The following is a 23979-nucleotide window of genomic DNA, read 5'->3' on the forward strand; positions in this document are numbered from 1 at the left end:
CGGGAAGTAGCTCAGCTTGGTAGAGCACTTGGTTTGGGACCAAGGGGTCGCAGGTTCGAATCCTGTCTTCCCGACCATTCTAATATTTGGGGCCTTAGCTCAGCTGGGAGAGCGCCTGCCTTGCACGCAGGAGGTCAGCGGTTCGATCCCGCTAGGCTCCACCAATGATTTTAATAAGTAATAATATTAGTTTATGGCGGTGTAGCTCAGCTGGCTAGAGCGTACGGTTCATACCCGTGAGGTCGGGGGTTCGATCCCCTCCGCCGCTACCATTTAATTTTTAAGAACTTCGGACCTTTAGCTCAGCTGGTTAGAGCAGACGGCTCATAACCGTCCGGTCGTAGGTTCGAGTCCTACAAGGTCCACCAGTTACAACTTCTTATATGTGGAGGAATACCCAAGTCCGGCTGAAGGGATCGGTCTTGAAAACCGACAGGGGTGTTAAAGCCCGCGGGGGTTCGAATCCCTCTTCCTCCGCCATATTTTTTTGAAAAATAGTATGGTAAAAACTTTATAATTTCTATTATCGCGGGGTGGAGCAGTCTGGTAGCTCGTCGGGCTCATAACCCGAAGGTCGTAGGTTCAAATCCTGCCCCCGCAACCAAAAAAAAAGTATTGACTAGAACAAAATCTTATAGTAATATAATATTTGTCTTAAAATAAAAGACGAAATATTAAATAAATGGTCCCGTGGTGTAGCGGTTAACATGCCTGCCTGTCACGCAGGAGATCGCCGGTTCGATCCCGGTCGGGACCGCCATATGTTGTGGCTCAGTAGCTCAGTCGGTAGAGCAAAGGACTGAAAATCCTTGTGTCGGCGGTTCGATTCCGTCCTGAGCCACCTTATTTATTTCATACAAATTTATGGCGATTGTGGCGAAGTGGTTAACGCATCGGATTGTGGTTCCGACATTCGTGGGTTCGATTCCCATCAGTCGCCCCTTATAATTTAATTGTGCGGGTGTAGTTTAATGGTAAAACCTCAGCCTTCCAAGCTGATGTCGTGAGTTCGATTCTCATCACCCGCTCCATTTTTTTACCTTAATGGGCCTATAGCTCAGCTGGTTAGAGCGCACGCCTGATAAGCGTGAGGTCGATGGTTCGAGTCCATTTAGGCCCACCATATTTTATTATTCCGCAGTAGCTCAGTGGTAGAGCTATCGGCTGTTAACCGATCGGTCGTAGGTTCGAGTCCTACCTGCGGAGCCATATTTGGGGAAGTACTCAAGTGGCTGAAGAGGCGCCCCTGCTAAGGGTGTAGGTCGCGTAAGCGGCGCGAGGGTTCAAATCCCTCCTTCTCCGCCATAACGATTTTAAATAAATAATAATTCTGGCCCGTTGGTCAAGCGGTTAAGACACCGCCCTTTCACGGCGGTAACACGGGTTCGAATCCCGTACGGGTCATCAAGCGCTATGAGAATTTCTCATGGCGTTTTTTGTTGTTTACCCATTCCTTTTTGTAATAAGAAAAACACCTTGACCAGGTGTTTTAATCTTGCGGTATAATATCTTCTTCAATTTTCTGCGCTGGGTTGTCTAAATCCACATCGGAAAAGATACCGGGAGAGATTCCGCGGAACATATCAAACGCAAGGATTTTATCGTCTGGTGCATCAAATAATGGAGCTTGTCCGTTAAAATCCTCAACCTCTTTTTTTCGTCTCATCTTACAACACCTCCATTTATTATCCTTCCAGTTCCTCCTTTAAATATTCTTGGATTAAATATTCCCGAATGACTACCCGTGGAAGCATTCCCGTTGCGCCCGGTCACACAATTTATGCTTCAATAACTTAGATTTGCGTCGATTCCCACTTATATGCGTCGATGCCCACACTTATGCGTCGCCTCACCCTTATTTGTGCCAATCCCCAATGGAATGAAAAAAATATTAATTCTACTCAGAGATTTCAATGACAAATTTATACAGGAGTACTATAATATATTTAGAATTTTCTTGAAATAATATGTCAAAGGGGGATTACATGAGTTCGGAAGTCATTGTGAAAAGACGGTTATGGCCGAGGAAGAAACGTTTTAAAGTTGTTTTTATTATAGGGATCTTTATCATACTACTTCTTACAGCAAGTATAGTAGCAGGCTATTTATTTTTGAGAAAAAGTCTACCGGTTATTGAAGGAAAGATTCCAGTCGCTGGCATAACCGAAGAGATTGAAGTCATCCGTGATAAAAATGGGGTGCCCCATATTGCTGCCCAAAATACGCATGATTTGTATTTTGCCCAAGGGTATGTAACGGCACAGGATCGTCTTTTTCAAATGGATTTAAGTCGTAGACAGGCTTCTGGAGAGCTTAGTGAAGTGATTGGCGCTTCTCTTGTTGAACAGGATAAATATTTTAGAACACTTGGTTTAAGACGAGCTGCTGAAATCTCATATGATGGATATTCAAATGAGGCAAAGGCTGTTCTTCAGTCTTATGCCGATGGGGTAAATGCTTTTATAAAAGAAGCAAAAGAAAAGAATACGTTACCTGTTGAATTTACACTGGCGGGATATGAGCCAACCGAATGGAGTCCAATTGATTCTCTGACGATTGGAAAGTACATGGCTTATGATTTAGGGGGACATTATAAAGGGCAAGCATTTCGCTACTATATGGCCCAGCATGTTTCAGAGGAAAAATTAATAGAATTATTCCCTACTTATCCTGAAGATGGGGCAACTGTTATTCAAGCAATGAAGGACAATCCAATTGATATTACAAAAAGTATAGCAACTGCTCCGTTTCCAAATGAGTTTAATGGAAGTAATAACTGGGTAGTTAATGGTGAAAAATCAGAATCAGGTATGCCCATTCTAGCGGATGATCCGCATCTAGCATTAGCGACACCTTCGATTTGGTATGAAACGCATCTGCAAAATGATGAAGTTAACGTGAGTGGTGTTATTTTTGCCGGAGTTCCAGGAATCATCTTAGGTCGAAATGAACATATTGCTTGGGGAGTTACAAATGTCGGTCCTGATGTTCAGGATTTATATATTGAAAAAAGGAATCCCAATAATCCGAACCAGTTCGAATATATGGGGAAGTGGGAAGAGGCAACCATCGTGGAGGAGCCAATTAAGGTAAAAGATGAAAAGACCATCCCATATCAGGTTCAGATTACAAGACATGGCCCCATTATTTCAGAATTTACCCATGATCATAAAGAGGAAACAGCTTTAGCATTAAGATGGACAGCACTGGATGCTTCGACTGAGTTAGAGGCCGTATTGATGTTTAACAAGGCGAAAAATTGGGATGAATTTAAAGAAGCTCTTACATATTTCCATACACCTGCTCAAAACTTTGTTTTTGCAGCTACAGATGGTACGATTGCTTACCGGGCAAATGGGTTAATCCCAATCCGAAAAAATGGGGATAGTTCTGTACCAGTTCCAGGGTGGACCAATGAGTACGAGTGGGAGGGATATATTCCTTGGAATGAACTGCCTACCATTGTGAATCCAGAGGAAGGTTTTATTTCTACAGCAAATAATAAAATTGCACCAGATGAATATCCGTACCATATAACAAATACTTGGGCACAGCCTTATCGTCAGCAACGCATTCAAGATGTTTTATCAAGTACGGAAGTGCTAACAGTTGATGATATGCTGCAACTCCAATTTGATCAACAAAATTTACAGGCCGAGGAGTTTGTTCCAATTTTCCTAGAAGTATTATCAAACAACGAGGACCAGCTACGAGAAATTGATAAAACTGTCATGGAGGATTTTAAAGACTGGGATTTTGTTGACCGAAAAGAAGCTGGAGAGCCCTTAGTCTTCCATAATTGGATGGATGAATTTGCAAATATGCTGTTTGAGGAAACCATTCCAAAGGAAATTGATAAATTATTTGAAGGTAAATCCCAAATCGTAGACCAAATGATTCGTGAAGCTAAACATGGACATGAGGGGATTTGGGTATCTGAGGCAGGCGGTTTGGAGCAGGTTACAGTTGATTCTTTTAAAAGAGCTGTAGATTTTGCTGCGGAAAAGCAAGGGGATAACCCAAGCAAATGGTCTTGGGGTGAATTTCACCAAGTTCCGTTTAATCATCCATTATCTGCAATCTCACCGTTAAATTATTTATTTAACAACAATGAAGCTGTCCCTATGGGTGGGAGTGGAATAACAGTTGCAGCTGCAAGTTTTAATTATAGTTCGGGTGCAATCACCCACGGAGCGGCATGGAGATCCGTCATTGATCTATCAAACATGAATGAAAGCTATAATGTCGTTGGTCCAGGTCAATCTGGTCATGTATTAAGTTCTTTTTATCATAATCAAATTTCTGATTGGACAACAGGTAAGTACCATATCACCTATACTGAAAAAGAAAAGTATGAAGTGAATAGTCATAAGCTTGTTTTAGAACCAACTAAGTAACCTAAAAAAAGCAGTGGAACTGATTCCACTGCTTTCATTTTATTGTCTAGCTTCAGGCACCATCGACTCGAGGTCATAAGCTAATCGATTCGGAAGGTAAAATGCACCAATTGTCAGCGCTTTTCCTATGCTTGTCGCCGTTAGGCAGGTGCCTTGCGCTTTTCTAATTAATCTTCAGCTTCATCCTCCGTATATGGCTCTTTTTCATAGGGAGGAAGGTCTCCGAACATCGTCATAATTCCTTCTTCATCAAGCACCTCTTCATATCGTTCATGCTGGTTATTTGGATATATAATAATTTCTTTTCCTTCGATATCTGTTGCAACAAAATTTTCGTAATCCTCAACATAGCCCACATTTTCATCAGATTCAAGCAATACTTCGTTATAGCTATCAACGGGGTCTGCGAGGTCTGAAGGGGATTCTGAAGTTCCGTACCTTGCGACATCCTGCCATGAATCCTCTGCATCATATGCTACATTGTCTTCCTCATCCACAAACTTCCCAAATGGTGGCATTAATACGCCCTCTTCAATCGGTCGATTATGTGATACAACTTGATTAGGACTATGTTCCACACAATACGTTGTTGTTGGAATCGCATCTAGACGATCAACTGGAATGTCTTTTCCGCATTTTTCACATTTCCCGTATCGTCCTTCATCAATTGCTTGCAATGCGTATTCAATGTCTTTTAATTGTTTTTCAATATGTTCATTAAGGGCGATGTCTTTTTCTCGTTCATATAAATCTGTTCCTTGGTCTCCAGGATGATTATCATAATGTGAGAGCTCTCCCATGGAGTCATGAAGACTTTGCTCTATATCAAAATGATCGCCATCATCTAATTGTTCTTCAACCTCTTTTTTTGCGTTTATCAACTGTGAACGGAAGGTTGATAATTGCTCATTCGATAACATTGTAAGCACTCCTTCCAAAATGATTTCGTAATGAATCTTGTTATGTATTATTTACATAAACACGAAAATCATAATTGTAAAAAAGTGCATGTATGAGTATAAAAATGACACATCGAATTTCTGCGTTGGCTTGCTTCTCCGTTCCTCACGTATTAATTGCATACGCTCCGGTACTCAAAGCTGCGCCGCCTTGAACTTCTCGGTCCTTTTTATCCTCCTTTTAGTAGACAAAAGAAAAAACACGATGTAAAAATCGTGTTTTAAAAGAGGTACCCGATAAAGATTCCAATTGATAAAAGGAATCCAAAAAATGTATTTGTTTGGGCAGTTGCCTTCATTGCAGGCATCATTTGAATGGGCTCTGATTTGCCAATAAACCCAGTTACTGCTTTAACGGCTGTTGGAACACTTACTAATACAAGAAGACTCCAAAATGAGGCAATTCCGATAAATGCTAAAACAATGATCCATACATACGAAACAATAAACAAGCCGGCTAAAAACTTAATTGCATTGTCTTTTCCTAATAAAATAGGTAAAGTGCGGCGTCCGTTCTTTTTATCGCCATCCAAATCACGAATATTGTTTGACATGTTGATTGCACCAACAAGAATCATAATTGGAATCGAGATTAGAACGCTTGTTGTCGTAACTGTACCAGTTTGAATGAAAAATGATATTAAAATAATAATCATACCCATAAAGAAACCAGATGCTAACTCTCCGAATGGTGTAGATGAAATTGGAAGTGGACCTCCAGTATATAAATAACCAATTGACATACAAATAGTCCCAACCAATGCCAGCCACCAACTGCTATTCATGCAAATATAAACACCTAATAGTGTGGCAATTCCAAAGAAAGTAAATGCCAGGTTTAAAATAACCTTGGGCTTTACTCCATCTCTAACAATTGTACCGCCAATTCCGACTGATTCGGCAGTATCAAGACCGCGCTTATAATCGAAATACTCATTTATCATATTAGTTGCTGCTTGAATAAGAAGACAAGCGAGTAACATTGTTAAGAATAGACCCATATTAATAGATGTTTCCGATAGAGCAAGAACTGTCCCCAAAATGACAGGAACAAACGATGCAGTGAGTGTATGAGGACGCATGAGTCTCCACCATACCTGAAAACCACTTGAAGGCTTATTAGATAGCTTCTGATTTGACTGAAGTTCTGTTTGCATAAAAACTACTCCTCTCACGTCAAGTTCAGTATCCACAGTTCAGTTTAGTGAATTGGACAAGTACTGTCAATGGTTTAAAGTTACAAAAGAGACATAATCATTCTTCACTGATGTTATCTCCAGACTAACATCTCTTAAATAACATAATAATAAGAAAGTAAGTAAGTGGTCAGTGGATGGGTAGGTATGGTAGAATCAAGTTTGTTGACAACTATTTAGTAAATCAACATTTATTATTTCTATATAAAATTATCATGGGATATATTTCGGGGGGATAAAAGTTGGTAATGATACAACAAAAAGAATTTAAGGATTACATAGAGAAGGGAATTAGCCGTTCACAGGAGCTTTCTATGCCTGTTCTTGTAAGTCAGGTAAAAGAAATCAAGAACATAGACCCCCTATTGTTCTTTTCCTCTGGAAAAAGGGAACCTTTTGAAACACGAAGTTTTTGGTCTAATCCTACAAATGACACAATTATTGTTGGACTTGGGGAAGCCTATACAATTAGCGATAATGAGTCAACGGAACGTTTTGATGCCATTGAAAAGAAGTGGAAAAGACTCGTTCAACATACCATTATTGTTGATGATTTCGCCCCATACTCGACTGGCCCTATTTTAATGGGTGGATTTTCATTCGATCCATTAAAAAAGAGAACAGAACTTTGGAATCATTTTGATGATGCTAAATTTGTGTTGCCAGCAATTATGCTTTCTTATTATAAAGGTAGCACTTATTTAACAACGAATATTATTTGTAAACCGACGGGTACTACTTTTGTTGAATCAGATTTGGAGCACTTAGAAGGAGTGCTTAAGAAAAGTCATAAATATCAAAATATCACTTCGTCGTTCACAAAAGAGGAAGTTCAACCTCAGGAATGGATGGAGTCCGTTCGGAATGCAACAAAAAAGGTACAGTGCGGTGAAGTTGAAAAGGTTGTACTAGCAAGAGAAATTAAATTGCATTTTGACGATCCAATTGAGGCTGACGCTGTATTGGCGCGTCTAAAAGAAGAGCAACCAATGAGTTATTTATTTGCAATTGAATATAAAAAATCATGCTTTATAGGAGCATCTCCTGAAAGGCTTATCAAGAAAAAGGGAGAGGAATTTTTAACGACTTGCCTAGCAGGCTCAATCCGACGCGGTAAAACGCCTTTTGAGGATGAGCAGTTAGAAAATGAAATCCTTAGTGATAGGAAAAATCTGCATGAGCATGACGTCGTCGTCCAAATGATTAAAAATGCTATGAAAGAGTCATGCACAAGTATTTCTTCACCAACTCATCCTGGGATTTTAAAAATGCGGGATATTCAGCACTTATACACACCTGTAAAGGGTGTGGCAAAAGAAAATGTATCCTTGCTTACTGTTGTGAATCGATTACACCCAACACCAGCCCTTGGCGGTCAACCAAAGCAAAAAGCCTTTGAAATCATTCGTGAGCTTGAAGTTCTTGATCGTGGTTGGTACGGTAGTCCGGTGGGGTGGTTTGATACAAATGATAATGGGGAATTTGCCGTTGCCATTCGCTCCGGTCTGCTAAATGGCAATAAAGCATCCTTATTCGCTGGTTGTGGAATTGTCGGAGATTCGGAACCAGAAAGTGAATATACAGAAACGATGATTAAGTTTAGACCGATGCTATCTGCATTAGGAGGCTTAGACCATGAATAATCAAGCATTAACTCGGTATGTAGCATCATTTGTCGATGAATTAGTGCGAGTGGGGGTTACAGAGGCAGTTGTAAGTCCAGGTTCACGTTCGACCCCGATGGCCATTTTAATGGCTGAACACCCCGACATGAATGTCACAATCAATATTGATGAACGTTCTTCCGCTTTTTATGCGTTAGGTGTTGCTAAAGCAACGAAGAAGCCTGTAGCGATTTTATGTACATCTGGTACAGCAGCGGCGAATTATTTTCCAGCAATAGTGGAGGCCTATTATTCAAGGGTTCCCCTTATTGTGTTAACAGCCGATCGTCCACATGAATTACGGGATGTAGGGGCTCCGCAGGCTATTAATCAAAACCAGTTATACGGAAATCATGCGAAATGGTTTGTGGAAATGGCTCTCCCTGAAGAGTCCGAACAAATGCTGTCTTATGTTCGAACAATGGCAGGAAGGGCTGCGGGAACTGCGTTAACTGCACCAGCAGGACCAGTTCATTTGAATTTTCCTTTCCGTGAACCCCTTCTTCCAAACTTAGATTTAGAAAACTTATGGGGGACAAAAGAGAATTCCCTAAAAAATGTGAATGTTTTCGTTGGCAAACCGAAAATGGATGACGAACAGGCTCACCTTATCTGTGATTTAGTTAGCGGTAAAAAGAAGGGAATAATTGTTTGCGGTTCATATTACGATGAAGAATTTGGACATGCTATAACAAGCCTTGCGGAAACACTTCAATTTCCAATTCTAGCTGACCCATTATCACAGCTACGAAGTGGTGAACATTCGAAATTACATATAGTAGATGGTTATGATGCTTTTTTACGAGATGAAGATTTCAAAGAAGCCTTTTCACCAGATATCATTATTCGTTTTGGAGCAATGCCTGTTTCAAAGGCACTTCTTCAATATGTCCAAAAACATAAAGACACAACTCAAATCATTGTAGATGGGGACGGAGGGTGGAGAGATCCAACCTTATCAGCAACCGATATGGTCTATTGCGATGAAATTGAATTTTGTAAGATCCTCGTAAGCCGAACAGAGAAACGAAATAATTCTAGTTGGGTGAACGATTGGATAAAAATTAATAATCTTGTAAAAGAAAATGTAAATAATGTCCATAAAGAAGAGACCTTATTTGAGGGAAAGGTATTTACCGAACTTCAAGAAATTCTCCCAATGGGTTCAACCTTATTTGTCGGAAATAGTATGCCAATTCGGGACCTTGACACTTTCTTTACGAATAATGAAAAGTCGATACATGTTTTAGGAAACCGCGGTGCAAATGGAATTGATGGGCTTGTTTCTACTGCAATGGGTATCAGTTCACAAAATGAGCATACCGTCTTAGTGATTGGTGACCTATCCTTCTATCATGATTTGAATGGATTACTGGCGGCAAAGCATCATCACTTAAATATAACGATTGTTTTAATCAATAATGACGGTGGCGGTATTTTTTCTTTCCTTCCGCAATCACAGGAGGAAAAGCATTTTGAAACTCTCTTTGGAACTCCAATTGGTTTAGATTACGAACATGTAGTTAAAATGTATGGTGGGAAATTTACAAGTATTAAGGACTGGACAGAGTTCCGTAAGGCCATCACTACTTCTTTTAAAGAAAAAGGGTTACATGTTGTTGAGGTTAAAACAGATCGCCATGAGAATGTCATGATTCATCGAAAAATGTGGAATAATGTTTCCCAGGAAATAAATGAAGCACGCAAAAGGGATCAATAAAGTGTTTATATCATCAAATGGGAGTACTTATCATGTAAAAGTAGTTGGTGAGGGTGAACCAATTGTATTGCTTCATGGTTTTACAGGGAGTTTGACAACATGGGATCAAACAACTGAAATACTTAAAAATCATTTTCAATGCGTTCTAATCGATCTTATCGGGCATGGGGACTCAGATTCTCCTGATAATTTTGCAAGATATCAAATTGATAAAGTCGTAAATGATATTATTCATATTTTAAATACTTTGGAAATCCCAATTGCGCATATTGCCGGTTATTCAATGGGAGGAAGAGTAGCTCTAGCAACAGCCATTCTTTATCCAACTAGAGTTGTCAGCCTTATCTTAGAAAGCAGCTCTCCAGGGATTAAAACAGAAGAAGAAAGGGCTGCCCGAAGAAAATCAGATGATCAGTTAGCTGATCGAATTGATAAAGAGGGAATAATAAAGTTTGTTGATTATTGGGAAAACCTCTCACTATTTGCATCACAAAAAGCACTTCCGAAGGAGAAGCAACTAAAGATTCGCAAAGAACGGCTTGAAAACAATCCTGTCGGGTTAGCAAACAGCTTAAGGGGAATGGGGACAGGTGTTCAATGCTCATATTGGAATAGGCTAGATGAGATCCAATTCCCAACTTTATTGCTTTGTGGCGAACTTGATCAAAAGTTTTGTAAAATAGCAGAAGAGATGGCTTCAAGCATTCAAAATGCAAAAGTGGAAAAAATAGTAGAAGCGGGACATGCAATTCATGTGGAACAACCGCAAATCTTTGGTAAAATAATAAATGAGTTTGTTTCTGATCATTTTTCTAAATGAAAGTTCAAAAAGTCGACGAATCAGAAGCAAAAAGGTCAAGGAACTCGCGGCTTGAGGACCGGAGCGTATGTATTTGATACGGGAGGACCGGAGAGAGCGAGTGACGCCGAGATTTGAAGCTTTATCATTTGGTGACTTTTTGAACATCCTTTTAATGATCAAATATACATACAAACATACATAAAGGAGGACAAGCCAATGGCTGCAGTTGAATGGGTAGCAGAACGTAAGTATGATGAAATCTTATATGAAACATACAATGGCATTGCAAAAATTACCATTAACCGTCCACATGTTAGAAATGCCTTTACTCCAAAAACAGTGGCAGAAATGATTGATGCTTTTGCTTACGCAAGAGATGATTCAAATATCGGGGTTATCGTTCTTGCTGGTGCAGGAGATGAAGCATTCTGTTCTGGTGGAGACCAGAAGGTGAGAGGACATGGTGGTTATGTAGGAGACGACCAAATTCCACGTTTAAATGTTCTTGATTTACAACGTCTAATCCGTGTTATTCCAAAACCAGTTGTTGCAATGGTTTCAGGGTATGCGATTGGTGGAGGACATGTGTTACATGTTGTTTGTGACTTAACAATTGCTGCGGATAATGCTATTTTTGGACAAACTGGTCCGAAGGTTGGAAGCTTTGATGCTGGTTATGGTTCAGGATATTTAGCCCGCATCATCGGTCATAAAAAAGCTCGTGAAATCTGGTACCTATGTCGTCAATATAATGCACAAGATGCATTAGACATGGGTCTTGTTAATACAGTTGTTCCATTAGAGCAGCTCGAAGAAGAAACAATTAAGTGGTGTGAAGAAATGCTTGCAATGAGCCCAACAGCACTTCGTTTCTTAAAAGCCGCAATGAACGCTGATACAGATGGCTTAGCAGGTCTTCAACAAATGGCCGGCGATGCAACACTTCTTTATTACACAACAGATGAGGCGAAGGAAGGCCGTGACGCGTTTAAAGAAAAGCGTAAGCCAGATTTTAAGCAATTCCCTCGTTTCCCTTAATATTTCATTACCAGCTTGATGAATATCTCATCAAGCTGTTTTTGCATTTTAGTTTGACAACGCTAGGAGATTGAAAATGATGAATGCAACAGAAATACCAAATTGGCTCAAACAGCGTGCCTTTTTAACGCCAGATCGAATTGCTATTAAAACCGAATATGAAAAAATTTCTTTTTTAATGTTACATAAAAATGCCTTAAAAAAAGCCTATCAATTAAATTTTTCTGGAATTGAAAAAGGAGATGTCGTCTCCGTCCTTATGAAGAACAGTGTTGAGATGGTAGAGGTTATTCACGCATTAAAATATATTGGTGCGATTACGGTACTCTTAAACATTAAGCTAACAAGCAGTGAGCTTGAGTTTCAAGTAGGTGACTCTGGAACGAAAATGATTGTAACAGAAGATGTTTTACTTGAAAAAGTAAATGAAATCAAAATCGAAAAAGTGCTGGTTTCGGAACTGCAACAACTTCCTGAAAAAGAGTGCGATATCGAGGAATACTATTCGCTAGACCAAGCTGATACAATTATGTACACATCAGGGACGACCGGAAAGCCTAAGGGCGTAATCCACACCTATGGCAACCATTGGTGGAGTGCAATTGGTTCTAGTTTGAATCTGGGGCTACATGAAAATGATTGTTGGCTACTTGCAGTTCCAATGTTTCACATCAGTGGGTTATCGATATTATATAGAAGTGTCATTTATGGGGTTCCGACCGTTATCTTGGAGGGGTTTGATCCGAAAAAGGCAAATGACGCCATTATGAACCAAGGCGTAACGATTATGTCTCTAGTTAGTGTGATGCTAAAACGTATGCTTGATAAATTGGGGGACCAACGTTATCCAGCTAGTTTTAGAGGTATGCTCCTTGGAGGTGGACCTGCGCCAAAACCTTTATTAGAAGATTGCCTAGCACGAAATATATCTGTTTTCCAAACCTATGGGATGACTGAAACTGCTTCACAGGTTGTTACATTAGCACCTGAATATAGCATTTCAAAGCTCGGCTCAGCAGGAAAACCACTTTTTCCGGTAGAAATCAAAATTGAAAAAGATGGTATACTTGCGAATCCAAAAGAAGTAGGAGAAATTATCGTGAAAGCTCCAAATGTCACAAAAGGTTATTTGAATCGAGTTGACGCTACAAAAAAATCAATTGTAGACGGCTGGTTATATACGGGTGATCTTGGTTATTTGGATGAGGAAGGCTTTCTCTTTGTTATGGATCGCCGCTCTGATTTGATTATTTCGGGTGGTGAGAATATTTATCCTGCTGAACTTGAAGCGGTTTTGTTGGCGCATCCGAGCATTTTAGAAGCGGGTGTAACAGGCATTGATGATGAAAAATGGGGACAAGTACCGGTTGCTTTTGTAAGGAAGGAAGAAGAAAACCGAGTAACAGAAGCTGAAATTATTGCTTTCTGTTATGAAAAGCTTGCTCGTTTTAAGGTTCCAAAATCAATTCATTTTGTCGATCATCTTCCACGAAATGCTTCAAATAAGCTATTGCGTCGTAAATTAATTGAGCTGTTAAAGGATGAAAACGATGATTAAGGTAAAAAAGGTTACACTCCATCTTATCGAACAAAACCTGCTTTCGCCATTTGTAACAAGCACGGGGAAGGTTGACAGTAGAGAAAGTATTCTCGTTGAAGTGGAGGATGTTGAAGGTGTTGTTGGATGGGGGGAGGTTGTTGCTTTTTCATCTCCATGGTATACCGAAGAAACGATAAAAACATCCTGGCATATGCTTGAAGACTATTTAGTGCCGAAAGTTTTAATGGAAGAATATGAACACCCGGAACAGCTCCAGAAAAGTTTTCAATTTATAAAACGAAACAATATGGCTAAGGCTAGTCTTGATATGGCCATCTGGGATATCTTTTCAAAAAAACAAGGAATCTCGCTGTCTAAAGCATTAGGGGGGACGAGAGATTTTATTGATTCAGGAGTAGTCGTAAGTATTGATTCCATTGATCAAGTTTTACGTAAAATGGAGGAACATGTGAAATCGGGCTATAAACGTATCAAAATCAAAATCAAGCCTGGACAGGATTATGACCTTCTCAAACAAATTAGACTTGAGTTTCCAACCTTGCCGTTAATGGTGGATGCGAACTCTGTCTATACATTAAAGGATAATGACAAACTTCAAGCCTTAGATGAGTTCAAGTTAATGATGATTGAACAGCCATTAGCAGAGGACGATATCTATGATCATGCGAAGCTGCAAAGAAAACTTTCAACACCGATTTGTTTAGATGAAAGTATTACTTCTGCTGAGGATGCAAGAAAGGCAATTGAAATGGGAAGTTGTCGGGTAATTAATATTAAGATTGGTCGAGTAGGCGGAATCACTGAGTCCATAAGAATTCATAATATTTGTCAATCACATGATATCCCTGTGTGGTGTGGTGGGATGCTTGAGACCGGAATTTCAAGAGCCCATAATATTGCCTTAGCAAGTCTCCCTAATTTCACGATTCCCGGAGATATTTCGGCATCCTCAAGGTATTGGAAGAAGGATGTCATCATTCCGGAAGTTATCGTTGAAAATGGCTGCATTGCCGTATCTGCCGAACCTGGAATCGGATATCAAGTCGATCGCGATTGGATTCACCAAATAACCAAACAGAGAAAAGTATTGGAAATTTAGGATAAAAGACTAAGAACGTCACGTCCTGATGTCTTCGTCTTTGTGACCCACATCGTGTGGGCGTACGGCAATGCGTTATTTTCTAATCGTATCAAATAATTAATAAGAGACTTAAAGCCATTACGGCCATGCCTGCAATTAAACCGTAGATGGATAAGTGTCCGCTGTCATAGCGTTTTGATGCTGGAAGTAATTCATCAAGTGAGATAAACACCATAATCCCTGCCACTGCAGCGAAAATAATACCGAACATCACATCATTTAAAAATGGCATTAAAATCACAAACGCTACGATTGCCCCAACAGGTTCAGCTAAACCGGATAGGAAAGAGAGCTTAAAGGCTCTTTTTTTGTCTCCTGTTGCAAAATAAATCGGAACGGCAACTGCAATGCCTTCAGGTATATTGTGAATCGCTACAGCGATGGCGATGGCGATTCCAAGGCCCGGGTCTTGCAGCGCAGATGTAAAGGTAGCAATACCTTCAGGAAAATTGTGAATACCGATAGCAAGGGCAGTGAATGTTCCCATTTTTAATAATGCTTCTTCTTGGACTTTAGGTGATGCGAGTTTCATGTCTTCGACTTTTTTAACCTCGTGGGGATTACTGCTTTCAGGCACAAATTTATCAATTACTGCAATTAAAAGCATTCCTCCAAAAAAGCCTATCACTGTCATCCAGTTTCCCATATGGTCACCTAATGCTGATGTTAAGGCAACTTTTGCTTTAACGAAGATTTCAATCATGGATACATAGATCATGACTCCTGCTGAGAAACCGAGTGTCAAGGACAGAAATTTTGTGTTTGTTCTTGATGTGAACAAGGATATTAAACTACCGATACCGGTTGCCAGACCGGCAAATAGGGTTAAGCCAAAAGCGAGTAATAAATTTTCATACATCGCTTATTCTCCTCTCAAGATGTCTTTTTGTCTAAACGAATAAATGTTTCCTTTGTGCAACTTTTAAAAGTATCATATGTTCATTTTTTTATTTTGTCAATTATTTAGTTTCAAAAAATTCGACATCTTGAGAAGAATTTAAGTCATATATGATCAAAGATTAAGAACACCACATCCTGATGTCTTCGTCTTTGTGACCCACTTCCTGTGGGCCTCAACTAACAATCTGTGGTAAAAAACAACCACAGATTAAAGTTTCACTGTATCTCGCGGTAAGATTAAAGACTAAGTACGCCACATCCTGTGGCAATGTATTTATGACCCACATCATATGGGCCTAAAAATCGGGCGGCAAATACGCCAAGGTGCATTTGAAATATATTTGGTAAAATTTTAAATAATTGGTGGTGGAAAGTGGGGGAATGTGGTAAGATAAATACAGAAAGTGGGGACAATAGATATGTTCATGGGAGAATACCATCATACTGTTGATACGAAAGGCCGAATGATTATACCTGCTAAGTTCCGAGATAATCTTGGTGAAACATTTGTTTTAACAAGAGGTCTTGATCAGTGCTTATTCGGTTACCCACAATCAGAATGGAAAATACTTGAAGATAAATTAAAAACACTCCCATTAACTAAAAAAGACGCTCGCGCTTTCACACGATTTTTCTTTTCTGGTGCCATTGAATGTGAACTTGATAAACAAGGAAGAGTGAATATTGCAACACCGCTTCTTTCATATGCAGGGCTTGAAAAGGAATGTGTGGTTCTTGGAGTATCAAACCGCATAGAAATTTGGAGTAAGGATAAGTGGGAAGAATATTTTGCAGCTTCTGAGGAATCTTTTTCGGATATTGCTGAAAATATGATCGGTTTTGATATATAACTTTATTCAGTGGGAATTCTATTTTTAGTGGAGTAATAAAAGTTTTAAGAGTATACTATTTCGTGGAGTTTCAAATCACGACTGAATAAAGTGAAGCCTCCGGCGGATGCCACGATTTTTCAAAGGAAATTTTTCAAGCAGTAAGATTAAAGACTAAGCACGCCACATCCTGTGGCAAAGTCTTTATGATCCACATCATGTGGGCCTAAAAATCGGGCTCAAATACGCCAAGGCGCATTTGATTTATCTTCTGTGTAAATGATAATAATGATACTTAAGATAAATTATAAGAGGTGCTAACATGTTCGAACACAAAACCGTCCTATTAGAAGAGGCTGTAGATGGATTAAAGATAGACCCAGATGGCATATATGTAGACTGCACACTTGGTGGAGCAGGACATAGTTCATACATAGCTTCAAAGCTTTCAATCAATGGCAAGCTATATGCATTTGATCAAGATGATATCGCAATCGAAAATGCAAAGGACAAGCTTGCTAAATATGGTGATATCGTCACCATCATCAAAAGCAATTTTACAAATATAACTAAAGAATTACATGAACAAGGTGTAACAGCCGTCGATGGCATTTTGTTTGATCTAGGTGTTTCATCCCCACAATTGGACACCCCGGAAAGAGGATTTAGCTATCACCACGATGCCCCACTTGATATGAGAATGGACATGGGTGCAACGTTATCTGCCTATGATATTGTAAATCATTGGTCATATGAACAAATGGTAAGAATCTTTTTTCAATATGGTGAAGAAAAATTTTCAAAACAAATTGCTAGAAAAATAGAAGCTGCACGTGAAAAGAAACCAATCGAAACAACTGGAGAATTGGTGGAGTTAATCAAAGAGGGAATTCCAGCTGCGGCAAGAAGAACTGGTGGACATCCGGCAAAAAGGATCTTCCAAGCAATTCGCATTGCAGTAAACGATGAACTAAAAGTATTTGAAGATGCGATTCATCAGTCTATCGACCTTCTTACAACAGGAGGAAGAGTGAGTGTCATAACCTTTCACTCGCTTGAGGACAGAATTTGTAAAGTTGCCTTCAAAAAGGCTAGTGAAGGTCCACCCTTACCACCGGGGATTCCGATTATTCCTGATGAATACAAACCAAAATTAAAACTTATTACAAGAAAACCGATATTACCTACAGAAGAAGAATTAGAGGCAAACAATAGAGCCCGATCTGCAAAGTTAAGAATCGCAGAAAAACTTTAACCAAAACATTACCATAGGTACTTAAGGAGGGATATGATGGGTAATTTAGCATACAAAGTAAGGCAAACAGAGAGCTACCAACCAAATCAGACACCAAAGACACGACCAACCACAAGAAAGAAATTTCGATTTACGTTAGGAGAAAAGGTATTAGGGATTATATTCTCCGCGGCTGTAATATTCTGCGCAATTCATATCATATCTAACCAAGTATCGATCTATCATTCAAATATCGAAATTCAACAAATCGAAGCATCAATCAGTCAACAAACAAAAACAAATAGTGACCTTTATGTACAAGTTCAAGAATTAAGCGAATATGAACGTCTTTGGGAAAAAGCAAGAGAACTTGGCCTTGTTTTAAATGAAAACAATGTGAAAGTTGTTCAAGGGAACTAAATCATGAAAATGAAGATTAAAAATAACAATATAAATCGAGGAGCAGCATTTATTAGTATAATATTTGCTTTGCTCTTTTTTACATTGATGGCAAGATTTGTGTATATCCAAGGTACTGGTAAGGTTGATGGTGTCGTGTTAGCAGCGTTAGCTGAAGAAAAATATACGAAACAAAGAGCAATTGAAGCACATCGAGGTGCGATTTTCGACCGGAATGGAAACCCTATTGCTGAGGATACTTCCACTTTCACGGTTGTCGCAATCCTTGACGAAGATTTGACCGTAGACGAAGATGATCCGCAACATGTCGTGGATCCCGAAGAAACGGCTCGAAAGCTTGCACCACTTTTAAAGATGGATGAGAACGAGATGTATAAAACTTTAACAAAACCTGAAAGAAAACAGGTTGAGTTTGGGACTTATGGTCGAGATATTAGTACTTCACTCAAACAGGAAATTGAAAGCTTAGAATTGCCTGGTATTGCATTTAGAAGAGAATTAAAACGCTACTATCCAAATGGGACCTTTGCCTCGCATGTTGTTGGTTATGCTCAAAAGGTGACTGATAAGGAAACGAAAGTGACGGAAACTATCGGAAAGCTGGGAATCGAACAAAGTCTTGATAAATATCTTAGAGAAAAAGATGGCTACATGAAGTTTCAAAGTGATACGAAGGGCTATAAATTACCCGATGCTAAGGAACAGATTGTCGCCCCTGATAATGGTAGCAATGTCTATTTAACAATTGACCAAACGATCCAAACATTTTTAGAGGACGCCATGAACACGACTGTTAAGGAATATGAGCCTGAAAAAATCATTGGTATTGTTGCAAATCCGAAAACAGGCGAAATTTTAGCGATGGCGACTAGACCAAGTTTTGACCCTAATGTAAGAAACATCGAAAATTACTTAAATGATGCGATTGCTTATCCATTTGAACCAGGTTCAACCATGAAAATTTTCACATTGGCTGCAGCGATTGAAGAAGGCGTATATAATGGGAATGATTCCTTTGCTTCAGGAAGCTACACTGCTGGTGGCGAAACGATTCGTGACCATAATAAGAGTGGATGGGGAACGATTACCTATGATGAAGGTGTGCTTAAATCTTCAAACGTTGCATTTGCAAAAATAGCAAATGAACTATTGGGGACTGATAAATTATTGGATTATTTAGGTCGTTTTGGCCTCAATCGACCAACTGGCATTGACTTAGAAGGCGAAGTTGACAATACCATCAACTATAAATGGGAGATAGATCGAGTTTCAACTGCATTTGGACAAGCATCCTCTGTTACTCCGATTCAGCAGATCCAAGCAGTAACAGCAATCGCTAATGGCGGTAAGATGATGAAACCATATGTTGTGGATAAAATTGTCGACCCTGATACAGATAAAACTGTTGTGGATCGCAAGCCTGAAGTTGCTGGACAACCTGTGTCGGCAGATACGGCTAAGAAAGTATTGAATTTATTGCGGCAAGTTGTAACAGATGGGACAGGAAAAGCTTATAATCTAGATGGCTATCAAGTCGCTGGAAAAACAGGTACTGCTCAAATACCAAGTCCAAAGGGTGGTTATTTAACGGGGCGAGGAGAGTACTTATACTCCTTCCTTGGAATGGCACCATTGGATGATCCAAAACTAGTCCTCTATGTAGGGGTACAACAACCGAAACTTAAAGACACAGACAGTGGAAGCGAGCCAGTTGCGCTTATATTTAATCATGTAATGAAAAATAGTTTGCAATATTTAAATATTCAACCGAAAGAACAAAGTCCAGTAAACAATATAAATGTTGATAAAGAAATTGAAGTGGATTCCTTTGTTGGAAAATCAATTGATGAGGCTAAAGCGTCGATTGAAACAGTAAAGCTTAAAGCAACTGTAATTGGTAATGGAAAGAATATTATCGCTCAAAGTCCTAGTCAAGGTGAAAAAATTCTGCCTAATGAACAAGTATTACTACTTACGGACCAAGAAGCAACCCTACCGGATTTGACAAGTTGGTCGGTAAGGGATGTCTTGAGAGTAGCTGATTTAACAAATATTCAAGTTTCATATAGTGGAAATGGATATGTTGTACAACAAAGCATAGCACCAGGATCTATAATAAAAAATGGTGATAAATTAACCGTCAATTTGAAACCACCATACACACCACAAGAAGAAACTGTTGAAGAAGAGAATAGTGAAGAGCAATAAAGGAACTGATTTTTCAGTTCCTTTTTTCGACGTTCAGCGCAACAGTCTTTGTATTGTTCTATTCATACCTGTACAAGCATATATTTAGACGAGCCTAGGATTTGCAAGTTTATAGGAGGTACATCTATATGCGTGTTTCGAATGTGACAGTACGAAGAAGATTGTCATTAGTACTATTTATAGGTTTTTTATTATTTTTGATTATTGATGTTCGGTTAGGATATGTTCAATTTTTTGTTGGGAATAAGCTAACTGCACTGGCAAAGGATTCGTGGAGCCGTGATATACCGTTTGAGCCGGAACGAGGAAACATTCTCGACCGAAATGACGTCGTCCTTGCAACAAATCAGAGTGCTCCGACTGTTCTAGTCGTTCCTCGGCAAATTGAAAATCCTGCTGAAGCAGCAGAAAAACTTGCTGCCGTATTAAATATGTCTAAAGAAAAAGCATATAAAAAAATAACGGAAAATGAATCAAAAGTCTATATCAACCCTGAGGGCAGAAAGATATCTCATGAGAAAGCCAATGAAGTCCGCGCTCTGGGGATAAAAGGGGTTTACATAGCGGAGGATTCAAAGCGTCATTACCCATTTGGTAGTTATCTTTCCCATGTATTAGGTTTTGCCGGGATCGATAACCAAGGGTTAACAGGACTTGAGAAAAACTACGATGAAGAATTAAAGGGTGAAAAAGGAAGTGTGCAATTCTATTCTGATGCAAAAGGAAGAAGAATGCCGGATATCGCCGATGATTATACAGCTCCAGAAGACGGTTTGGATTTAAGATTAACAATCGATTCTAGAATCCAAACAATTGTTGAAAGTAAGCTTGATATTGCGGAAGCTCAATATAACCCTGATGGCATCATTGCAATTGCAATGAACCCGAATAATGGTGAAATCTTAGCAATGTCATCAAGACCAGATTTCGACCCAGCCAATTTTCGTAACGTCCCTCAAGAAATCTATAACCGAAACTTGCCTGTGTGGAGCACCTATGAGCCTGGTTCAACCTTCAAGATTATAACTCTAGCCGCTTCGTTAGAAGAAGGAAAAGTAAATTTAGATAATGATCATTTTAATGATCCAGGATTCGCTAAGGTGGGGGGAGCTACCCTTAAGTGTTGGAAACGGGGTGGACATGGTCATCAGACTTTTCTAGAGGTTGTACAAAACTCTTGTAACCCAGGTTTTGTTGAGTTAGGTACAAGATTAGGGAAGGATACATTATTTAAGTATATTCGCGATTTTGGATTTGGCCAAAAAACAGGCATTGACCTTCAGGGAGAAGGTACTGGTATCCTCTTTAAACCGGAGAATGTTGGTCCAGTTGAATTAGCAACAACCGCCTTTGGCCAAGGGGTAGCGGTAACGCCGATTCAACAAGTAACAGCTGTTGCTGCAGCGGTTAATGGAGGGACTTTATATAAGCCATATGTTGCCAAGGAATGGATTGACCCTGTTACAGGTAAAGTAGTAAAGAGTAATGAACCTGAAGCAAAGCGCAATGTCATCTCTGAAGAAACGTCTAAACAAGTCAGATATGCTCTTGAAAGTGTTGTAGCAAAGGGGTCAGGTGGAGGTGCTTATGTCGATGGATATCGTGTAGGTGGAAAGACCGGTACTGCTCAAAAATCAAAAAAAGGTGGCGGGTACCTTCAAAATAACCATATTGTATCATTTATTGGTTTTGCACCTGCAGATGACCCACAAATTGTTGTCTATATTGCTGTTGATAACCCGAAAGGAACGGTTCAATTTGGAGGAGTTGTAGCAGCACCTATTGTAGGTAGCATCATGCGCGAAAGTTTACCGATACTTGGAATTGAAAAACGCGACGATCAAATTGAAAAAGAAATCAGATTATGGACAGATAAAAAATATCTTGAAGTTCCAAATCTGATTGGATTATCGAAAAAAGAATTACAACAGCAATTAATGAATATAAAACTGGATATTAGTGGAGACGGTAATGTTGTAGTTGATCAGGCACCAAATGCAGGAGAACGGGTTCAAGAAGGAACAACTTTACGGATCCATTTAGGGGAAGCCGCAGATAAAAAAGAATCAAATGATAAGAACTAAGTAGCCCAAAGGAATCCCCCTTTAGGGCTTCTTTTTTCTATAAAAAGGAATACCTTTAATATAGAGGAATAAAATTTTTTGTAAGGTGTCCTTTTTGAATGCGTTTAATAGGAAAATAGGGTACTAGACAACATTATAAGTCTACAGTATTATGTTACTTTGATGTCCAGAGCAAAACTTTTCGAGAGGGAATGGTAAAATTCATGATGAGATTACAGGACTTATTAGCGAACCTGCATGATTTTACGAAAAAAGGTGATGCCAATCCTTTCATTACATCTCTTGAAATGGACTCAAGGGAGGTAGAAAAGGGAAGTTTATTCTTTTGTGTAACAGGTAGTACTTTTGATGGTCATTTGTTCGCAACAGAAGTCGAAGCAAAAGGTGCAGCTGCAATCATCGCGGAAAAAGATGTGAAGGTGTCCATTCCAGTCATCAAGGTGAAGGATACAAGAAGGGCAATGGCGGTATTGGCAGATGCTTATTATCTTCACCCGACACATCAGTTCCAATTAATTGGGGTAACTGGAACGAATGGGAAAACTTCAATAAGTCATATTATTGATGAAATTTTTAAAGAAGCTGGCGATAAAACGGGTCTCATCGGAACAATGTATACAAAAATCGGAGAACAAACGATTGAAATGAAAAATACGACACCGGAATCGGTGATGCTCCAAAAGTATTTTCATCAAATGGTTTCTGAAAAAGTAACCAGGGCTGTGATGGAGGTTTCTTCCCATGCCTTAGATATTGGCAGGGTCCATGGTTGTGATTTTGATATTGCGGTGTTTTCAAATTTGACACAGGATCATTTGGACTATCATCGAACAATTGATGAGTATCGCAGGGTTAAAGGTTTGTTGTTTGCCAGTTTAGGGAATCGCTTTGAGGAAGGCAACCCGAAATACGCGGTTTTAAATAATGATGACCCTGCATCAAAGGAATACGCAAGATCAACTTCAGCAACAATTGTTACATACGGTATTCAACATGCAGCAGATATTATGGCTTCAAACATTCGGATGTCCGCTTCTGGGACGGAATTTGATTTACAAACGCCGTTCGGTTCTCACGAAGTGAAAATAAATTTAATTGGACTTTTTAGTGTTTATAATGTACTGGCTGCAATCGCTACTTGTATCGTTTCCCGAATCCAGATTTCAACGATTATTAGAGCAATTGAGAAGGTAAAGGGTATACCTGGACGTTTTGAAATAGTAAACCAAGGACAAAATTTTACTGTGATTGTCGATTATGCACACACCCCTGATAGCTTAGAAAATGTTTTAAAAACGGTTAAACAGCTTGCGAAAGGGAAAATCACCGTCATTATTGGATGTGGTGGAGACCGAGATCGTTCAAAACGTCCAATCATGGCTAAAATCGCAACAACATTTGCGGATGTCCCTATTTTTACATCAGATAATCCTCGCTCAGAAGATCCTATCGAAATTTTGAAGGAAATGGAAGCGGGGGTAGTAGGTGAATCATATGTCACCATCCCAGATCGTGAAAAAGCAATTATTTATGCTATTTCAAATGCGGCTGAGAATGATATAATAATCATTGCCGGAAAAGGACATGAAACCTACCAAATAATTGGGAAACAAACACATTCTTTTGATGACCGCCTTGTTGCAGCCCGTGCAATTAAGGAGTTGAATTAAGCACTGATCATGGAACTATATCTAAAAAAATACGAAGAAAATGGGTATGATAGGATGACAAAATTTAAACGATTTACAAATGAAGCTTCAAGAATGAGGAAATACGAACAACCAGTAGACGAAATAAAAATGCGTGAAAAAAAACTAACGATAGT

The 23979-nt window shown here is 39.3% G+C and carries 17 protein-coding genes and 14 tRNA genes; 27 read left to right on the plus strand and 4 right to left on the minus strand.

Going from position 1 to position 23979, the window contains the following annotated elements:
• The 14 genes from V7147_RS19260 to V7147_RS19325 all read left to right on the plus strand — a co-directional run bounded on the left by V7147_RS19260 (position 1) and on the right by V7147_RS19325 (position 1404).
• A tRNA-Pro gene (locus V7147_RS19260) sits at positions 1-77 on the plus strand.
• An 11-nt stretch (positions 78-88) separates the two neighbouring features.
• Positions 89-164, plus strand: a tRNA-Ala gene (locus V7147_RS19265).
• A gap of 31 nt (positions 165-195) precedes the next feature.
• Positions 196-272 (plus strand) — tRNA-Met (locus V7147_RS19270).
• A gap of 19 nt (positions 273-291) precedes the next feature.
• A tRNA-Ile gene (locus V7147_RS19275) sits at positions 292-368 on the plus strand.
• Between the two features lie 19 nt (positions 369-387).
• Positions 388-480, plus strand: a tRNA-Ser gene (locus V7147_RS19280).
• Between the two features lie 47 nt (positions 481-527).
• Positions 528-604: transfer RNA gene (locus V7147_RS19285), tRNA-Met, on the plus strand.
• A gap of 80 nt (positions 605-684) precedes the next feature.
• Positions 685-760, plus strand: a tRNA-Asp gene (locus tag V7147_RS19290).
• An 8-nt stretch (positions 761-768) separates the two neighbouring features.
• Positions 769-841 (plus strand) — tRNA-Phe (locus V7147_RS19295).
• A gap of 26 nt (positions 842-867) precedes the next feature.
• A tRNA-His gene (locus V7147_RS19300) sits at positions 868-940 on the plus strand.
• Positions 941-957: 17 nt separating this feature from the next.
• Positions 958-1031 (plus strand) — tRNA-Gly (locus tag V7147_RS19305).
• A gap of 15 nt (positions 1032-1046) precedes the next feature.
• A tRNA-Ile gene (locus V7147_RS19310) sits at positions 1047-1123 on the plus strand.
• Between the two features lie 11 nt (positions 1124-1134).
• Positions 1135-1209, plus strand: a tRNA-Asn gene (locus tag V7147_RS19315).
• A gap of 5 nt (positions 1210-1214) precedes the next feature.
• Positions 1215-1305, plus strand: a tRNA-Ser gene (locus V7147_RS19320).
• 27 nt (positions 1306-1332) lie between these two features.
• Positions 1333-1404 (plus strand) — tRNA-Glu (locus V7147_RS19325).
• A gap of 85 nt (positions 1405-1489) precedes the next feature.
• On the opposite strand, the gene V7147_RS19330 is transcribed toward V7147_RS19325, so the two are convergent.
• Positions 1490-1666 carry a hypothetical protein gene (locus tag V7147_RS19330; RefSeq protein ID WP_335369451.1) on the minus strand — a complete coding sequence of 59 codons (177 nt, stop codon included), beginning with the start codon at positions 1664-1666 and terminating at the stop codon, positions 1490-1492.
• A gap of 319 nt (positions 1667-1985) precedes the next feature.
• Here V7147_RS19330 and V7147_RS19335 point away from each other — a divergent pair, with 319 nt between their 5' ends.
• Entirely contained in the window at positions 1986-4397 is a 2412-nt protein-coding gene (locus tag V7147_RS19335) for a penicillin acylase family protein (RefSeq protein WP_335369452.1), read from the plus strand.
• Between the two features lie 167 nt (positions 4398-4564).
• Here V7147_RS19335 and V7147_RS19340 read toward each other — a convergent pair whose 3' ends face one another.
• The gene (locus V7147_RS19340) at positions 4565-5317 is read right to left on the minus strand and encodes a TraR/DksA C4-type zinc finger protein (protein WP_335369453.1); all 753 of its coding nucleotides are present in this window, start codon (positions 5315-5317) and stop codon (positions 4565-4567) included.
• A 260-nt stretch (positions 5318-5577) separates the two neighbouring features.
• A complete protein-coding gene (locus V7147_RS19345; protein WP_335369454.1) occupies positions 5578-6513 on the minus strand; it encodes a 1,4-dihydroxy-2-naphthoate polyprenyltransferase in 936 nt (311 codons plus the stop codon).
• Between the two features lie 287 nt (positions 6514-6800).
• Between V7147_RS19345 and V7147_RS19350 the strand changes: the two genes are divergently transcribed.
• The 6 genes from V7147_RS19350 (at position 6801) to menC (ending at position 14436) form a co-directional block, all read left to right on the plus strand.
• Entirely contained in the window at positions 6801-8195 is a 1395-nt protein-coding gene (locus V7147_RS19350) for an isochorismate synthase (RefSeq protein ID WP_335369481.1), read from the plus strand.
• A complete protein-coding gene (gene menD, locus V7147_RS19355; RefSeq protein ID WP_335369455.1) occupies positions 8188-9936 on the plus strand; it encodes a 2-succinyl-5-enolpyruvyl-6-hydroxy-3-cyclohexene-1-carboxylic-acid synthase in 1749 nt (582 codons plus the stop codon). The genes V7147_RS19350 and menD overlap by 8 nt, the downstream gene beginning before the upstream one ends.
• Position 9937: 1 nt before the next feature.
• Positions 9938-10756 (plus strand): 2-succinyl-6-hydroxy-2,4-cyclohexadiene-1-carboxylate synthase, encoded by an 819-nt coding sequence (menH, locus tag V7147_RS19360; RefSeq protein ID WP_335369456.1) that lies wholly within the window; start codon positions 9938-9940, stop codon positions 10754-10756.
• A 198-nt stretch (positions 10757-10954) separates the two neighbouring features.
• Positions 10955-11776, plus strand: a complete 822-nt coding sequence (gene menB, locus V7147_RS19365) for a 1,4-dihydroxy-2-naphthoyl-CoA synthase (RefSeq protein WP_335369457.1) — start codon at positions 10955-10957, stop codon at positions 11774-11776.
• 79 nt (positions 11777-11855) lie between these two features.
• Positions 11856-13334, plus strand: a complete 1479-nt coding sequence (locus tag V7147_RS19370) for an o-succinylbenzoate--CoA ligase (protein ID WP_335369482.1) — start codon at positions 11856-11858, stop codon at positions 13332-13334.
• Complete coding sequence (gene menC, locus V7147_RS19375; protein WP_335369483.1) at positions 13330-14436, plus strand: o-succinylbenzoate synthase; 1107 nt, start codon at positions 13330-13332, stop codon at positions 14434-14436. Before V7147_RS19370 ends, menC begins: the two co-directional genes overlap by 5 nt.
• Before the next feature lie 91 nt (positions 14437-14527).
• Here the strand turns inward: menC and zupT are convergent, their stop codons facing one another.
• Positions 14528-15337, minus strand: a complete 810-nt coding sequence (gene zupT / locus V7147_RS19380; RefSeq protein WP_335369458.1) for a zinc transporter ZupT — start codon at positions 15335-15337, stop codon at positions 14528-14530.
• A gap of 460 nt (positions 15338-15797) precedes the next feature.
• Here zupT and mraZ point away from each other — a divergent pair, with 460 nt between their 5' ends.
• From mraZ to V7147_RS19410, 6 genes are all read left to right on the plus strand, one after another.
• Complete coding sequence (gene mraZ, locus V7147_RS19385; protein ID WP_335369459.1) at positions 15798-16229, plus strand: division/cell wall cluster transcriptional repressor MraZ; 432 nt, start codon at positions 15798-15800, stop codon at positions 16227-16229.
• A 301-nt stretch (positions 16230-16530) separates the two neighbouring features.
• The gene (gene rsmH, locus V7147_RS19390) at positions 16531-17463 is read left to right on the plus strand and encodes a 16S rRNA (cytosine(1402)-N(4))-methyltransferase RsmH (RefSeq protein WP_335369460.1); all 933 of its coding nucleotides are present in this window, start codon (positions 16531-16533) and stop codon (positions 17461-17463) included.
• Between the two features lie 36 nt (positions 17464-17499).
• Positions 17500-17862, plus strand: a complete 363-nt coding sequence (gene ftsL / locus V7147_RS19395) for a cell division protein FtsL (protein WP_335369461.1) — start codon at positions 17500-17502, stop codon at positions 17860-17862.
• Between the two features lie 3 nt (positions 17863-17865).
• Entirely contained in the window at positions 17866-20070 is a 2205-nt protein-coding gene (locus V7147_RS19400; RefSeq protein WP_335369462.1) for a penicillin-binding protein, read from the plus strand.
• A 128-nt stretch (positions 20071-20198) separates the two neighbouring features.
• Entirely contained in the window at positions 20199-22154 is a 1956-nt protein-coding gene (locus tag V7147_RS19405) for a stage V sporulation protein D (RefSeq protein WP_335369463.1), read from the plus strand.
• Positions 22155-22360: 206 nt separating this feature from the next.
• Complete coding sequence (locus V7147_RS19410) at positions 22361-23824, plus strand: UDP-N-acetylmuramoyl-L-alanyl-D-glutamate--2,6-diaminopimelate ligase (RefSeq protein ID WP_335369484.1); 1464 nt, start codon at positions 22361-22363, stop codon at positions 23822-23824.
• Positions 23825-23979 lie beyond the last annotated feature (155 nt).

It is taken from the genome of Bacillus sp. JJ1521 (assembly GCF_036965165.1).
Taxonomy (GTDB): Bacteria; Bacillota; Bacilli; order Bacillales; family Bacillaceae_L; genus Ferdinandcohnia.

Coding starts and splice junctions, on each gene's coding strand:
- V7147_RS19345 (WP_335369454.1), bottom strand. CDS start 6,513: ATGCAAACAGAACTTCAGTCAAATCAGAAGCTATCTAATAAGCCTTCA.
- mraZ (WP_335369459.1), top strand. CDS start 15,798: ATGTTCATGGGAGAATACCATCATACTGTTGATACGAAAGGCCGAATG.
- V7147_RS19410 (WP_335369484.1), top strand. CDS start 22,361: ATGAGATTACAGGACTTATTAGCGAACCTGCATGATTTTACGAAAAAA.
- V7147_RS19405 (WP_335369463.1), top strand. CDS start 20,199: ATGCGTGTTTCGAATGTGACAGTACGAAGAAGATTGTCATTAGTACTA.
- ftsL (WP_335369461.1), top strand. CDS start 17,500: ATGGGTAATTTAGCATACAAAGTAAGGCAAACAGAGAGCTACCAACCA.
- V7147_RS19340 (WP_335369453.1), bottom strand. CDS start 5,317: ATGTTATCGAATGAGCAATTATCAACCTTCCGTTCACAGTTGATAAAC.
- zupT (WP_335369458.1), bottom strand. CDS start 15,337: ATGTATGAAAATTTATTACTCGCTTTTGGCTTAACCCTATTTGCCGGT.
- V7147_RS19330 (WP_335369451.1), bottom strand. CDS start 1,666: ATGAGACGAAAAAAAGAGGTTGAGGATTTTAACGGACAAGCTCCATTA.
- V7147_RS19370 (WP_335369482.1), top strand. CDS start 11,856: ATGAATGCAACAGAAATACCAAATTGGCTCAAACAGCGTGCCTTTTTA.
- menB (WP_335369457.1), top strand. CDS start 10,955: ATGGCTGCAGTTGAATGGGTAGCAGAACGTAAGTATGATGAAATCTTA.
- rsmH (WP_335369460.1), top strand. CDS start 16,531: ATGTTCGAACACAAAACCGTCCTATTAGAAGAGGCTGTAGATGGATTA.
- menD (WP_335369455.1), top strand. CDS start 8,188: ATGAATAATCAAGCATTAACTCGGTATGTAGCATCATTTGTCGATGAA.
- V7147_RS19335 (WP_335369452.1), top strand. CDS start 1,986: ATGAGTTCGGAAGTCATTGTGAAAAGACGGTTATGGCCGAGGAAGAAA.
- V7147_RS19350 (WP_335369481.1), top strand. CDS start 6,801: ATGATACAACAAAAAGAATTTAAGGATTACATAGAGAAGGGAATTAGC.
- V7147_RS19400 (WP_335369462.1), top strand. CDS start 17,866: ATGAAAATGAAGATTAAAAATAACAATATAAATCGAGGAGCAGCATTT.